Source organism: Marinobacter sp. OP 3.4, assembly GCF_036224885.1.
Lineage (GTDB): Bacteria > Pseudomonadota > Gammaproteobacteria > Pseudomonadales > Oleiphilaceae > Marinobacter.
In genome coordinates this window covers 1-14,483 of record NZ_JAVVLT010000020.1, presented here as the reverse complement: position 1 = coordinate 14,483, position 14,483 = coordinate 1, and the positions used below count along the sequence as shown (strand labels likewise).

12 protein-coding genes and 1 pseudogene are annotated in these 14,483 nt (G+C 58.6%); all 13 read right to left on the bottom strand.

Going from position 1 to position 14,483, the window contains the following annotated elements; all coding sequences use genetic code 11:
• Positions 1-475: 475 nt before the first annotated feature.
• A complete protein-coding gene (locus RO069_RS03400) occupies positions 476-1,837 on the bottom strand; it encodes an NADH-quinone oxidoreductase subunit N (protein WP_328185330.1) in 1,362 nt (453 codons plus the stop codon).
• Positions 1,837-3,306 carry a complex I subunit 4 family protein gene (locus tag RO069_RS03395; protein ID WP_328185329.1) on the bottom strand — a complete coding sequence of 490 codons (1,470 nt, stop codon included), beginning with the start codon at positions 3,304-3,306 and terminating at the stop codon, positions 1,837-1,839. Before RO069_RS03395 ends, RO069_RS03400 begins: the two co-directional genes overlap by 1 nt.
• Positions 3,307-3,321: 15 nt before the next feature.
• Complete coding sequence (locus tag RO069_RS03390) at positions 3,322-5,220, bottom strand: NADH-quinone oxidoreductase subunit 5 family protein (protein ID WP_328185328.1); 1,899 nt, start codon at positions 5,218-5,220, stop codon at positions 3,322-3,324.
• Positions 5,217-5,528 (bottom strand): NADH-quinone oxidoreductase subunit NuoK, encoded by a 312-nt coding sequence (gene nuoK, locus RO069_RS03385; protein ID WP_091855030.1) that lies wholly within the window; start codon positions 5,526-5,528, stop codon positions 5,217-5,219. The genes RO069_RS03390 and nuoK overlap by 4 nt, the downstream gene beginning before the upstream one ends.
• A complete protein-coding gene (locus RO069_RS03380; RefSeq protein ID WP_091855032.1) occupies positions 5,525-6,061 on the bottom strand; it encodes an NADH-quinone oxidoreductase subunit J family protein in 537 nt (178 codons plus the stop codon). Before RO069_RS03380 ends, nuoK begins: the two co-directional genes overlap by 4 nt.
• Positions 6,061-6,957, bottom strand: a complete 897-nt coding sequence (locus RO069_RS03375; RefSeq protein WP_091855035.1) for a complex I subunit 1/NuoH family protein — start codon at positions 6,955-6,957, stop codon at positions 6,061-6,063. The genes RO069_RS03380 and RO069_RS03375 overlap by 1 nt, the downstream gene beginning before the upstream one ends.
• The gene (locus RO069_RS03370) at positions 6,954-7,898 is read right to left on the bottom strand and encodes a Ni Fe-hydrogenase III large subunit (protein WP_099615986.1); all 945 of its coding nucleotides are present in this window, start codon (positions 7,896-7,898) and stop codon (positions 6,954-6,956) included. Before RO069_RS03370 ends, RO069_RS03375 begins: the two co-directional genes overlap by 4 nt.
• A 941-nt stretch (positions 7,899-8,839) precedes the next feature.
• On the bottom strand, positions 8,840-9,202 hold the full coding sequence (locus RO069_RS03360) for an NADH-quinone oxidoreductase subunit A (protein ID WP_091855071.1): 363 nt from the start codon (positions 9,200-9,202) through the stop codon (positions 8,840-8,842).
• Positions 9,203-9,327: 125 nt separating this feature from the next.
• Positions 9,328-11,781: a heavy metal translocating P-type ATPase gene (locus RO069_RS03355; protein ID WP_328185326.1), complete on the bottom strand. Its 2,454-nt coding sequence runs from the start codon at positions 11,779-11,781 to the stop codon at positions 9,328-9,330.
• A gap of 53 nt (positions 11,782-11,834) precedes the next feature.
• Complete coding sequence (locus tag RO069_RS03350; RefSeq protein WP_091855073.1) at positions 11,835-12,062, bottom strand: hypothetical protein; 228 nt, start codon at positions 12,060-12,062, stop codon at positions 11,835-11,837.
• Positions 12,063-12,092: 30 nt separating this feature from the next.
• Complete coding sequence (locus tag RO069_RS03345) at positions 12,093-13,445, bottom strand: APC family permease (RefSeq protein WP_328185325.1); 1,353 nt, start codon at positions 13,443-13,445, stop codon at positions 12,093-12,095.
• Positions 13,446-13,456: 11 nt separating this feature from the next.
• Positions 13,457-13,812: pseudogene (locus tag RO069_RS03340) on the bottom strand (hypothetical protein).
• Positions 13,813-13,953: 141 nt separating this feature from the next.
• On the bottom strand, positions 13,954-14,483 hold a 530-nt coding region (locus tag RO069_RS03335), incomplete at its 5' end, for a copper resistance protein B (RefSeq protein WP_328185324.1).

Here is a 14,483-nt window from a genome sequence, read left to right as displayed (position 1 = left end):
TAGATTTGCGTTTAGTGTAACGCTACCAGGCGTCTACCGTATCGGGGGCTTGCCAGCCTTTCTTTACAGGGATGATGGAGGCATCCCATGGTGCGGTAGTCTGGCTGTGCACGCGGGCGGCAATCGGTGATGCCAATATTGCACTATTTGCCTATGGCATTGCCGCCGCGGCAACTAAAGATGGCTTTTGGATACAGGGACGGTGGCGCCGCCATGTTTTAGGAGTGTATTTTGCTACCGGTCTGCTTATAACGATAGTCTTTGAAGCATGGGCCACAGGCGCAGGCCAGCGCTGGAGCTACAATGATTCTATGCCCCTGTTACCCTTTATTGGCACAGGTATTGCGCCTCTAGTGCAGTGGATTATCGTTCCAACAGTCTCGCTCTTTGGTCTGCGTTGGCTCTATAGAGGCTGGCTTGATCTCAGACGTCAGGGCGGTGATTACTCTCGGCAATAAATAATGGGCTTCGGCCATCATGCAAACGGCCCTACAAACACTTGCGCAAATACACCCAAAAGGAGTGTGGCAGTCAGCGCTATTATCAGTACGGCTTTCAACCAGATATCAGTTCTAGCCACCACGACATTCCCTTGCCTGTACATCGGCACAACGAGGCGCAGATAAACTGCCAGCGAGAGTACGCTATTGATGATCGCCACCACTGCCACCCAGGTGTACTGCACGTCGATGACTGCGGCAAACAAAAGGAACTTGCCGACAAAACCCGCCAATGGGGGAATCCCAACCAGCGATAGCAGAAAGATAACCATTGCGAGGCCAATAAGCGGCTGGGCGCGACCCAATCCGTCAAAATCGTTCAGAGTCCGTCCAGTACTGGCGGCAACGGCGAAAGCGCCCAGGTTCATGGCCGCATAGGCTGCGGCAAACAGGATGATGGATGGCAGCGCAAGCTCACTTGCGCCGACTGCGAGGATGCCCAGAAGAAAATAGCCGGATTGGGCAATCGACGAATAGGCAAGCAGCCGAATCACGTTAGTCTGAGCAAGCGCGGCCAGGTAGCCATAGGTCATGGTCAGAACAGCCAGACCGGCGATGATGGCGGTCCAACCACTTTCCGGGGGTAGATCGCGAACCACCTGAGCGAGTGCGAACAGAGCACCGATCTTGGGCACCACTGACAGGTAGGCCGCTATTGACAGTGGCCCACCCTCATAGGCATCTGGCGCCCAGAAATGGAATGGAACCAGCGAGGCTTTGTAACCCAGACCGACAACCACCGCCACGAACCCAAGAAGAACCGCCATTGGCATGGTATCCATACCAGGAAGATCCGCGAGTAACGTGGATCCCGCAGCGCCGAACCAGTAACTCAGGCCGAAAATCATGATCGCACCTGTGACCGAGGCGAACACGAAAAACTTCATGGCGGCCTCTGTGGCAGGGTCGGTATCCGGGTAGGCAACCAAGGCAAAGGTGGCCAGGCCAGTTAATAATGTACCCAATACAAGGAACATCGTATCACCCGCGCCTGCCAGAACGAGCGCGCCGATGGTGGCAAAGCAAAGCAGGCTGTAAACCGTGCCCTCTCGCACGGTGCCTCTCACATCCACTCTCGCCAAAAATATGGCGAGGATGGTGGCCGGCAGCAGAATGAGTTTGGCCCACACACTGAGGTCGTCAACCCGGAAACTGCCACCAAACACCGTTGTGTCCTCACCAATCAGACTGACGGTCAGACCCGTGGCAACGATCAGACCGCTAACGGCGACCAGCAGCGCAATTTGCGGCCTACGCAGCATTTCCGCGATCAGCGCACCGACAGCCGTCAACAGTACGGCAATTTCAGGAATCAACAGTGCAAGATCACGAGCCATCACAGTGCCAGCGCCGATGTAGTGCGGTGGATGATACCCAGCACCCAGGAGGGTGCCACGCCAGTGCCGACAGTGAGCACCAGCAATGGCCCCACAGCAAGCCACTCACGAGCGCTCAAATCAGGCATGGACTGCCAGCGCTGCCGGGGCTCGCCCAGAAAGGTTTCCCGCAGTGCTTTGAGAAACGTACCGGCAATAATGGCAATGCCCAGAATCACAACAACCGCGGCAGGCGAACCACTTAAAGTGGCAAGAAATATCTGAAACTCGGCCGGAAAGTGTGCCAGCCCAGGCAAGCCCAGCGATGCAAAGGCCGCCAACACAAAGGTCCAGCCGAGCATCGGAACCGTTTTGAGCAACCCACCCAGTTCGCCCATTTCACGGGTATGGGCGCGGTCCTGGATCATGCCCACCAGCAAGAACAAGGCACCGGTAACCAGTCCATGGCTGAACATCTGCAATACCGCCCCGTCCAAAGCAACAGTTCGCACTGAGGGATCCAGAGTCAGTGCCGCCACGGCCACACCGACGATGACATACCCCATGTGGTTAACCGAGGTATAGGCGACCAGGCGTTTCAGATCACTCTGGGCCAGAGCGGCAAAAGCCCCGTAGAGCGCGCTGACAACACCGAGAACAAGAACAACAACGCCCGCTTCACGGAACGCATCGGGGGTCATTTGCAGAGCAAATCGAACCAGCCCGTAAGTGCCGAATTTCAGCATGACGCCGGCGAGGATAACGCTGCCGACTGTCGGCGCCTGCACGTGTGCGGCGGGCAACCAGGTATGCAGGGGCACCGCGGGGATCTTTACCGCAAAGGTGATCAGCATAGCGATCAATGCCCACATGGCCGCCGCGCCCTCCAGGGGGGGATTCTCAATCCAGGCTCGCATGTCGAAGGTCGGTTCGGGGCTGCCCAGATAAAGCCCGAGGATAGCAAGCAGAAGCGGCAGACTTCCCAGCAAGGTGTATATAAAAAACATCAACGCTGCCCGTTGCCTGTCTTCGTGGCCCCACCCGGCGATCATGAAATACATGGAGACAAGGGAAACCTCGAAGAAGACGTAGAACAGGATACCGTCGAGGGCTGTAAAGGTACCGATAGACGCAGTTTCCAGAAGAAGTACCAGAGCAATATAGGCGCGCGGACGTTCACGAAGCGACGACGTATAGATCACAGCAACCAGGAAAAGAACAGCGCTCAACAGCACCAAAGGCAGACTGATCCCATCAACTCCAACCCGGTAGGCGGCACCGATGGCCGGTATCCATTGCAGCTCTTCGACCTGGGAAAAGCCTGCACCGCTCGCACCCTGAAACCACATGGACAGAGCACCGATCAGTGTAAGGGCGGCGGTAATAATCGCTATGACGTGTACCGTACGCGTTGCGGGCTTCGGAAGACACAGAATCAGCACCGCGCCGACCAGCGGCAAAAACAGGGTGAGCGAGACAAGTGGTAACATGAATATAGGTTTCCTCTAAAAGCTCGTCGATGAAGCAAAAAGCAGAACAGCCAATGTGACGGCGATTGCGACCGCACTGATCGCCAGGCTGTGGTGGATGAGGCCGCTTTGGAGGTTTCGGGCTCGTGCACCCAGTGCACGCACAGCCGCCACCAGGGCGAAAATCAGGCCGTCGATACGGCGTTCATCTCCAAACCGCACATAGGTCGCGACCCTCAGGCTCACCCTGCCCACGCAAAGCACAATCTTGAACAAGCCCCGCTCCGCTCGCTCGCTCGCAGAGGCAAGGAAGAGACCGGCGCGCCCAAGAGAAAGCACAGCTTCATACAGACGCCCTTCCAAACGCTCACATCCTCGGGCCACAGCCATTGCGGGCCTACCGACCCAGACCGTAAGCCCACCGCCAACGGAAAGTCCGCGTCGCGCCCACGGATAAACCGGCCCTAGCAGGCGGGGAGCCGGCACGAGCCAGCCCAGGCCGAGGCCGCACGCGGCAGCAAGAAGCCCAAGGAGCACGGCCAATGTGCCTGCGGTGACGGCGGGCAGATCAAGAACGGCCTCGATGGGGCCGAAGGCCAGGCCGAGAATCGTGGCAGGGACCGCCAACCCCCAAACGCCCAAAGTCATCCAGGCACTACCGGCAACCGGGCGGGTTTCTCCGGAGCCTCGCCATAGCAGGCACAAGGCCCGGGCCATATAGCCGCCGGTCAGCAGGGCACCGGCCAGCGCCAGGGGGCCGAGCCAGGCGGTGCCCTGCGCAGACAGGGCGGCGGCGATTACCGCGTCCTTGGAAAAGAACCCACTCAGTGGCGGGATACCGGCCAGTGCCAGCGCTGCCAGCACAAAGCCGGCAAAAGTCCAGGGTCTGTCACGACCAACACCCTCCAACTGATCGAACCCGGTACCCCCGCGGGCATGCTGGAAGTCTCCGGCGGCAAGAAACAGGGTGCTCTTGATGGCGGCGTGGGCGAGCAAATGCAGGAGGGCCGCCAGCGGAACGCCGGCTCCAACCGCAACCAGCATCAAGCCATATTGACTAGCAGTGGAAGCGGCAAGCAGGCGTTTGAGATCACGCTCGGCAAGTGCAATAACTCCGGCCGCCACCGTGGTAACGCCGCCGACAAGTCCGACGACGAGCAACACCTCCGGTGTCAGCAGCGGGGCCGAACGGATCAGCAGGATGGCACCCGCCGCCACCAGGGTGGCCGAGTGCAGCAGCGCCGAAACCGGTGTCGGCCCCGCCATCGCGCGCATAAGCCAGTCCTGCAAGGGGACTTGGGCCGACTTACCCATGGCGGCCAGCAGCAACAAAAGCCCCGCGGCAGTCGAGGCACTGCCGCCGGCCTCCAGGGAGGCGGCAATCTCGCTGGTACCGGCCGACCCAATCAGCATAAATACCGCCACGTACAAACCCAGATCGGCGCTACGAGTGTAGAGGAAGGCGCGACCGGCGGCATCCGCGGCCTCGGGCCGCTGGAACCAAAAGCCAATCAGCAGGTAACTGCACAAACCGATCAACTCCCAGACCGCCAGCAACAGAACCCAGTCGCCGGCCAGCACCAGCGACTGCATAGCGGCCAGGAACAGGGACATTACTGCGTAGAAGCGGCACAGGCCGGACTCCCGCTTCATATATCCGACTGCATAAATCAGCACGAACGTGCCCACGGTGGCCACCGCCACCGCCAGCAGTGCTGTCATAGGTCCGGCGACCAATCGAAGTGGCATTTCCGGCAGACCGGGCAGAAGCAGGGTTTCGGTCTGCCCGCCGGCGACCCGGGCCAGTAGCCAGAGGCTGCCGCCCAGACTTAACGTCGCCCCGCCGAGGGCCATCGTCGCGAGGCCCCGGCGCAGAACCAGCAACGCCAGGGCGGCGATCAGTGGTGGCAATATCGGTAGAAGCACTGCACTCATCCTTTCAGGTCCCCGGCTTCTTCCATTTCAACCGAGCCCTTGGCCCGGAAACGCGCAATCGCGACACCGAAGCCAACCGCCATTTCGACCGCCATGACGGTCATCACCACCAGCACGAACATCTGGCCGGAGTAGCTTTCGGGGTGCAGAAAACGCCAGAAGGCGACCAAGTTCACCAACGCGCCTGCAAGAATCAGCTCCACCCCCATCATGATCATAACCAGATTGGTCTGGGACAACGCGCCATAAACACCAATGCCGCACAGGATTGCACCGGTTACAAGCGCCACGATCAGGACGAGAGTCATTCCGTATCCTCCTTGTCAGCACTATTGGCCGTCGTTTGCACCGGTATCGCCACCGCCGTGGCCGCAATCATCGCGGTCAAAATAGTGATACCGGCGGTTTCGAAGATCAGCATGGAGCGACCCAGCAATTCCATGCCCAGCGCCCGTGTCTGCATCGCCGCATCCGGCGCCTCGGCCGTTACAGGTCCCCAATCGGCCCAAAACGCGACCACTATCGCAACACCGGCAGCGACCACGCCAGCGCCAATTGAAAAGCGCTTCTGGTGGGTCATATCCATGCCCCCCATCCCGCCCGGGTCCATCATGAACATCACCATGAAAATGGCCATGATGCTCATCTCCGTCGCCATCATCATGATCTGCAGCACTCCCAGGAATTCGGTCTGCATCGCCAGGAACATGCAGCCGACGGCCGTCTGTGAAAACAGCAGAGCCAGCGCGGAACGAACCATGGACGAGGTGCGAAACACCACCACGCCGAAGCCGATGGCAGCCAGCCCGAAAACAGCAACGAAAAAAGCCTGAGCGTACATTAGGGAACCACCAGAACCAGTAAACCGACAACAATGATATTGAGCAGGGCCAGGGGTATCCCCAGGATCCAGCACCACCTCATCAGATCCGCCTCGCGAATGCGCGGCAGATACCGACCCGCCAGGAGCATCGACACGGCCACGGCCAGGGTCTTGATCAGGCTCCAGGCCCAGGGCGGCAGCAGCGGCCCGTGCCAACCGCCGAGGTAGAACACCGTGGTCGCGGAAGCCAGCGTGATCACCAGCGTCAGCCTGGCCAGGCGCAACACCGCCAGGCGCACGCCGGTGTATTCCGCGTCCACACCCCCGCCCAGTTCCCCGGGTGCGGTTGGCAGATCAAAAGGCGCACGAAACGCCAGCGCCATGGCGGCAATGAAAAACAGCACGAAACCAAGCGGCTGATAGACAATGTTCCACAAGCCGTCTTGGGAGACAACGATCACCGTGGTCACCAGGGATTCGGCGCGCATCGCCACCGCAGTGATGGGCATGACAATAAGCATGGCGTAGGCGATGAGCTGGCCAAGGAATCGCCAGCCGCCGATCATGGCGTAGGCGCCATTCGGGCCCCAGCCGGCCATGATCAGCGCCACCAGCACATAGGCAAGCGCCGCGTTGATGAACAGCGCACCGGTAGCCAGATCCGCGATCACCAAGGTCGGCGCCAGCGGCAGAACCGCCGCGCCAAGCACCGCGACGATCAGCAGTAGCACCGGCGCCGTCTCGAAAAAGACCCGGTCCGGCGTACGCGGCACAATGGATTCACGACCGAGGTATGCCAAGCCGCTGAGCAGAGTCGCGGTCAGACGCAGGCGGCCGGTTGTCGTCCAGCCTTCGATCACGGCGAGCAGCCAGACACTACCAAGCAACGCAACCAACACGACGGCAAAGTTCACACGAGCACCTCCCAGGGCGATAGGTCAAGTGATCCGACCGCCACCAGTGCGTCACCCAGCTCCCGGCCCTCCACAAGCGTTGCCACCAGACCGATATGGTGATTGCAGGCGGTGTCCAACCTGTAGGATTTCACCTGGCCGTGTTCCAGAATCAGGCTCAGTTGAGCCTCGCCGCGCGGGGTTTCCACGGTGGCCTCACCGGTGCCTGATCCACGCCCGATGTTTCGCAAAACAGGTAGCCCCGGCTCCCCGGTTGCCTTGATGTAGTCGAGGCTCGTGATGATTTCGTCCAGGCGCTGCCACAGGCGCGCCCAGGCATCTCCGGCGTCGTCAGCAGCGCGCGCCACGGGGCCACTCAGGCCCGCAGTGCCCGATGGCAGTATGCCGATCCCCTTCAATCGCGATTTGAGCAAAGGCGTTCGCCCAAGACGAGCCGCCAATGCATGCAGAGCGGGCGTCAGTTCCAAAAGCCGTTTTCCACTGGCGCGGCGGATCTCCAGTTGCAGGGTTGCGGCACGATCCGTCAACCAGGCGAAGCCGAGCTGGCGCCCCGTTTGCGCCAGCCAACCCAGGTGACTGGCGATGCGCTCACATTCAAGCGCCACGGCCCGGGCCTGATCGGTTGCCGAATCGTTCTCAAGACCAGCCGCCCGCTCGATTGCCAGGCAGGCCAGCAGTCGGTAGCTCACGCTGGCCAGTGGCATGGCCGACGCCAGGCGCTCGATAAAGGTCTCGGCGTCGATCTCCTTGCCTTTTTCACTCTCATTGATCATGCCCACCAAGGATGTGGCCTGTCCTTCTGTTACGCCGTCACCGTCAAGAGTCAGCGTCAACTTGAGCCCACCAGGCAGACCGGGGAAAACCGGACCGAACGGCACCTCCATCCAGTCCATCGCCAACCCGTCGGCGCTACGAGGCAGGTCCTTGGTCACTTCAATCATGGACATGAATCCCGAGGCGCCGTGGTCATGCCCACCATGATCATGACCCCTATGACCGTGACCTACATGATCATGGCCACCATGTTCGTGGCTATCATGACCGTGCTCACTGTGATCATGCCCCGAATTTTTCTCCTCCGCGTCGCCGTCGGACTCATCGTGCTGGTGCTTGTGTCCGTGATCATGATGGTTTTCGTGCGAGTGCTGATGACCCTCGTGCTGCTCATGATCGTGCTCATGCGAATCATGATGTTCATGGCAGTGACCATGATGACGTTCTTGTTCATGGTGTTCGTGCTGCTGCGCATGATCATGATGCTGGTGTTCGTGCTCATGGTGCCGGTGCTCGCGATGATCGTGCCCATGGTCATGGTCATGCTCGGGGGCCGGCTCCCCTGCCTCCCGGGCGACCAGGTCCATGCCACACTTGGGGCAACTACCCGGCTCGTTCTGGACAACATCCGGGTGCATGGGGCAGACATACTCGATCCTGGCGTGCAGAACAGCGGCGTCGAAATCCTCGGGAGAGGAGGCAAAAGCGCCTTCCGCCAGCGCCCGTCTCAGCCGGTCAACCGCGTCGGTCAGTGCCTCTTGCGAGATACCTGAGGAAACATCGGCGCCCGGTAAAGATGACGGTACCGGTCCGCCCAGCACAAGGATGGCGCGCGGCCGGGGCATCTGCGCGTAGAGCACCGCCACGGCCTCGCTCATTTTTTCTGAAAGCCCTCCAATGACCAGAAGCACACCTGAATCGCGAGGTGTGGAGGTGATGCGCATACCTGTCGCAGCAACGTCCAAGCCGCACGCCAACGCTACTTCCGGCCCCGGGATGATCAGACAACTCAGGTCGTGCGCCAAGGCACGAGAGACCCACTTCTGAAGCACAGAGACTCGTTTCAGCCACTGACGTGAGCCCGTATTGCGGATTTCTGGATTAAAAGTCATTGCCGCCCAAGAGCCCCTTGGCTCCAGCCGTAGAGCAAACCAAGAAAGAGAATGGCAAGGAACACCCCCATGTCATACAAAGCAACCAGCCCTACTTCCCTGTATACAACGGCCCATGGGTACATGAACGCCATTTCCATGTCGAAGGCCAGAAAGAGCAGCGCGTAGCCATAGTACCGTGCGTGATAGCGGCCCCAGACCGGATCCCGGGACAAGGCTCCGGAACTCGCCGGTACATCCTTGCCCGGTTCACTGCGTGTAGGACCAATGGCACGGGCAAGCCCATATAGGGCCAGAACGGTAGCCGCAATGCCGAGCACCAGGGAAAGCAACAGAGCGTATTGCTCTAGAACACTCATCATTAAACCTCCAGGTCAAATAACTCAGTGTGCCCTACACGTAAATTGACCCCGACCGCGCATGCCATAACCTCAGACGGCGGATGTCAGGCGGAACAGGCTGCTTTTCTCATCCATCCACCGGCCTATCGGTGGTCCCTTTCATAGCGACGCCGCAGCAACATGGAGTTGCCAATGACGGAGAGCGAACTGACAGTCATTGCCACCACACCGATCATCGGGTGCAGCAACCCGGCAGCTGCTATCGGAATGGCGGCGGCGTTGTACCCACTTGCCCACAACAGATTTTCAACGATCTTTTTGAAGGTGGCACGGGACAGCACCATGGCATCAACGACACCAGACAGTTCCCCACGGACCAGAGTAACGTCCGCGGCTTCTATGGCCACATCCGCGCCGGCGCCTATTGCAATACCCACATTCGCCTGTTTCAGAGCCGGGGCGTCATTGATCCCATCACCCACCATGGCGACGTGGTTGCCATACTTTTCCTGAAGCTCCCGGATGGCATCAACCTTGCCCTCTGGCAGCACTCCGGCACGCACCTCGTCAATGCCGACTTCGCGGGCAACGGCCTTGGCAGCACGCTCGTTGTCACCGGTAATCATCACCACGTAAAGCCCTTGCTGGTGCATGGCCTGAATGGCCGCAACCGATTCGTCCTTGAGCGTGTCGGCAACCGCGACGATGCCAAAAGCCTGGCCTTCCCGGGCAACGATGACGGCGGTTCTGCCCTGGTTCTCAAGGTCTTGAAGATTCTGATCCAGAGCTTCCAGCCCATTAACGCCATGTTCTTCAAGCAGAAGACGATTACCAATCAGTACGGTTTTCCCATCGACCGCACCCGATACACCCCGGGCGCCAGTGGAGCGGAAATCAGCAACCCTTACGGGCTTTATACCTCGCTCTCTGGCCCCGTCCACGATGGCACGGGCAATGGGATGCTCGGACGCATTTTCCACCGTTGCCACTAGCTCCAGCAGTTCGGTCTCCTCGACTCCTTTGGCCGTTATCACGTCCGTAAGCTTCGGCTCGCCCCGGGTGATGGTGCCGGTTTTATCCAACACCATCACTTTGACATCCTTGAAGGTCTGTATCGCCTCACCCGAGCGAATCAGGATACCCCGCTCGGCACCAACGCCCGACCCCACCATGAGTGCAGTCGGCGTTGCCAACCCCAATGCGCAGGGGCAGGCAATCACCAGCACGGCGATCGCGGCAAGGATAGCCAACACCGGCGTGGCAGCCATCGGGTCTACCCACGGCAGGAAACCGGCCCCCCACTCGAGGACTGGCCGGAGCGAATCTGCGGCCAGCAACCAGGCAACAAGACTGCCCAGCGCGATAATCAGAACCAGCGGCACGAAGCGACCCGTCATACGGTCGGCAAATTCCTGAATAGGCACCCTGGACCCCTGGGCCTCGTCAATCAACTTCACAACCTGGGCCAGAAAGGTATCACCCCCGACACGGGTGGCCTTGACCCTCAGGCGGCCTTCCTTGTTGATGGTGGCGCCGATAACCGTGTCTCCCGAGCTTTTATAGACAGGCACCGACTCTCCAGTGGCGATGGATTCATCTACATGGCTCTCACCTTCCACGACTTCACCATCCGTAGGCACCTTGTCACCGGGCCGGATGATCATGACATCGCCGGGCGTCAATTCCTTAACGGGAATTTCGACCTCCTCCCCTCCCCGCTCGACACGAGCCGTCTTAGCACCCAGAGTAAGCAACTTGCGGATAGCTTCTGAGGCCTTACCCTTGGCCTTTGCTTCCAGATACCGCCCAAGCATATGGAAGGTCATGATGGTGGCAGCCATTTCGATGAAAGAGGTCATCGGATAGACAAAACCCACCAGTCCGATCAGGTAGGGAGGCAGGCTGCCCATGGAAATCAGCACATCCATGTTGAACGTGCCGTTCTTGAGTGAACGCCAGGACGCCTTATGGGTCGCGGCCCCGCCATAAAGGAAAACCACCGGGAAGCCTAGCGCGGCAACAATTACCAGATACCCTGGAATGGACTGCCAGAACATATGAGGCATCATCAACAACATAATCAGTGTTGTCGGAATCGCAGCGATCCAAAACCTTCGTAGGGCCAGCTTCAGGTAGGCTTCCTCAACGGCGGAGTCTTCCTCCTGGTTGGTCTCCCCCTCGAGAGCGATGGCGGCCACGTCATAGCCGGCACCCTCTATCAGCTTTTTCAACTCATGCTCTGACGGCCCTTCAGGGCCGACCACTACGCTTACTGTGTGGTTCGATATATTGGTTGACGTGCTCTGCACGCCATCGTGTCGTGCCAGCGTGCTTTTAATAATGCCCGCGCAATGGTCGGACCCCATTCCAGGCACCGTCACCCTGAGCGTGGTCGCACCAACTTCCCTGACTGACGCCACGTCATAACCAGCCCCTTCCACAGCGCGTTTGACGGCATCCCCGTCAGGCCCTGATGCTAGAGAACGGACACTCACTCTGTGTTTTGCGATATTCGTCTTTATTCCATCAATACCATCCAGGCGGGTAATTGTCTTACTGATAATACCCGCGCAGTGATCTGACCCCATTCCCGGCACAATTAACTCAAGCTCCCTTAGCCCGGAAGATGCCTGTTTTGCCGCGCTGCCTATCAGGATCTCCCTTCACTGTCTCTTTCAACTGGCCAATCCGCGAACGCGATGAAATAGAGTAGAGCGAGATTGACGATGGGTATCAGTATCAGCACGCCCATCCACCCCGGAAAACCGGTCCGCTGGCAGATACGCCAGGCGGGAATCACCACTGCAATGGCGATCACCAGCATCCACAGCCAGTGCCCAGCCCACATCGTGTTACCAAACATGTCATTGTCCATCATGGTACTGCCCTCCACGTCGAATTCTGGTTATTAGTGATGATGAGCATGAGATTCCTTGTGCCCTGATTGTCCGGCTTTTGCGGCCCTTTTCAGGAACGCCTGCTCGGCCACGGCGATAGCAATCATGGTGACAACCGCCACACCAATGACAAAGGGATCGGTATTCAGTTTGACCCAGACAAAGCCGCCGAGTACAAGCAAGTCCAGCAGGATGGCCGTCGCCGGCACCCACACATTGGCTTTCACATCTTCCCGCAGGTAGCGAAGCACGCCCCAATGGATAGCAATGTCCATGATCAGGTAAAAAATGATGCCCAGTGCCGCGATCCGGGAGAGATCAAAGAAGGCCGTCAAAACCAGCCCCAGGACCACGGTGTATACCAACGTGTGCTTTTGGATACTGCCCGGCATACCGAAATGACGATGGGGAACCAGTTTCATTTCGGTTAACATCGCAAGCATACGTGAAACCGCAAAAATACTGGCCAGAATGCCGCCGGCGGTGGCCATCATGGCAATGGCAACCGTGAACCAGACCGCGTACTCTCCCAGAGCTGGGCGCGCTGCGGCAGCAAGCGAATAGTCCTGCGTTTCGATGATTTCAGCCAGCGACAGGTTACTGGCCACAGCAAAACCAACCAGGGTGTAAATTACCACGCAGGCCGCGATGGAAATAATGATGGCTCGCCCTACATTCCGCTTGGGATCTATCACTTCGGAACCGCTGTTAGTGATCGTAGTGAAGCCCTTGAAGGCGAGTATTCCAAGTGCCGTTGCACCCAGGAAATTACCCGTTGCTCCGGCTTCGCCCGTGCTTGAAAAGTCGACCAACAGACTGTCGGCAACCCATACACCCACGACCCCGAAAATCAGTATGCCTCCGATCTTCAGGATGCCTATGAAGGAGGCCACCCCCTGAATCATTCGGTTACCGAGCAGGTTGATCAGAAACGCCGCCAGGATCAGCGACACACCCAGAATGGACACCATGCGACCACTTTCATCACCACCGAACAGTTGCATGGTGTAGGAACCGAAAGTACGCGCGAGGAAGCTCTGGGCGATCACCATCGAGAAATACATCAGCAAGGCGTTGAACGCGGTCGGCAGCCGATTGCCATAGGCTTTGTAAAGGTACATGCCAATGCCCCCGGCTGACGGCCAGGCATTGGAAATCTTGACGTAGGAATAAGAACTGAAGCTGACGATCACCGCGGCCGCCAGAAACGCCAACGGGAAAAGAACCCCCGTCATCTGCGCCATTTGCCCGGTAAGGGCAAAGATACCGGCGCCAATCATGACGCCGGTACCCAGCATAACGGTTCCCGTGAGGGTGAGACTGCCTTCCTTGTAGCGAGTAGTTCTGTCCTGCTCCCTGCTCATCTAACCTCCAGCTATTTTCGTTTCATGGGCGGGATCTTTGAACAGCAAAACGGATCAAGTTTGGCATTGGCACGTACGTTATCATCTGTAAACCGGTACCACGCCAGTTTCCGTTTAGTCCACCCCCCCCCTTCAACCGACCGCCATGTGCTTCAATCGCCTCCAGCAACTGATCGGTGGACCAATGGGTTCCATCGAAGGTGACTTGCAGTTGGTTATTTGCCTTGCGTTCGGCAAAATCTACACAGGGATGATGGTTGAGTTCGTGAATAAAATCAAACCATTCGCCCTCTTCAATACCTTCAACGGCAAGTTTCCGCCGCAGCAGGAACTGCTCCTGGTTCGATGCTTTATGTGCTTTAGTCATGACAGGCACCTCCTCGCCTATTCATTTCACACCAATAACAACATGCGGACCTGAACTGCGACTGAAAATCGACGAAGGCTGTCGAAAATTTGATGTGAATCAAAAAAAAGAGCCAGGACAAACCCTGGCTCATTATTCCGATCAGAACGCGATGCGGGCACCGATGACGGCGAACCAGTCTTCTGTACCACCGCCCTCGGCTCTAGCAAAATCTGCGCTATCGCCGTACTTGCGCTCGTGCACCACACCCACATAAGGCGAGAACGCACGGTCTATCAGGTCGTAGCGGAGCCGGAGGCCGGTTTCGGTGGAAACCAATCCTTTGCCGATGCCAATTTCCCTGTCTTCACTGAACGCTACCGTCGCATCCAGCGTTGCGGAAAGGATCCAATAGTTAGTGAGCAGCAGCTCGTACTCTGCGTCAAGTTCGGCTGAGGTATCTCCATCCTTGCTGACATACAAGTTTGCATCGATCTCAAACCATTGTGGGGCAAGCCCAGCGACACCCAGCACGGCATAAGTGCGATCCGGCCCTTCAGGCGTATCGAAACGCACGCCCGCTTTGGCGTCGAAGAACTTGGAGATAGGGATCTGGCCGACCAGCTGGTTTTCCAGCGTTTCGTAGGCCTGCTCCTCTATCTCGTACTCCCCGGTTGTGAGCAGCCGGACTT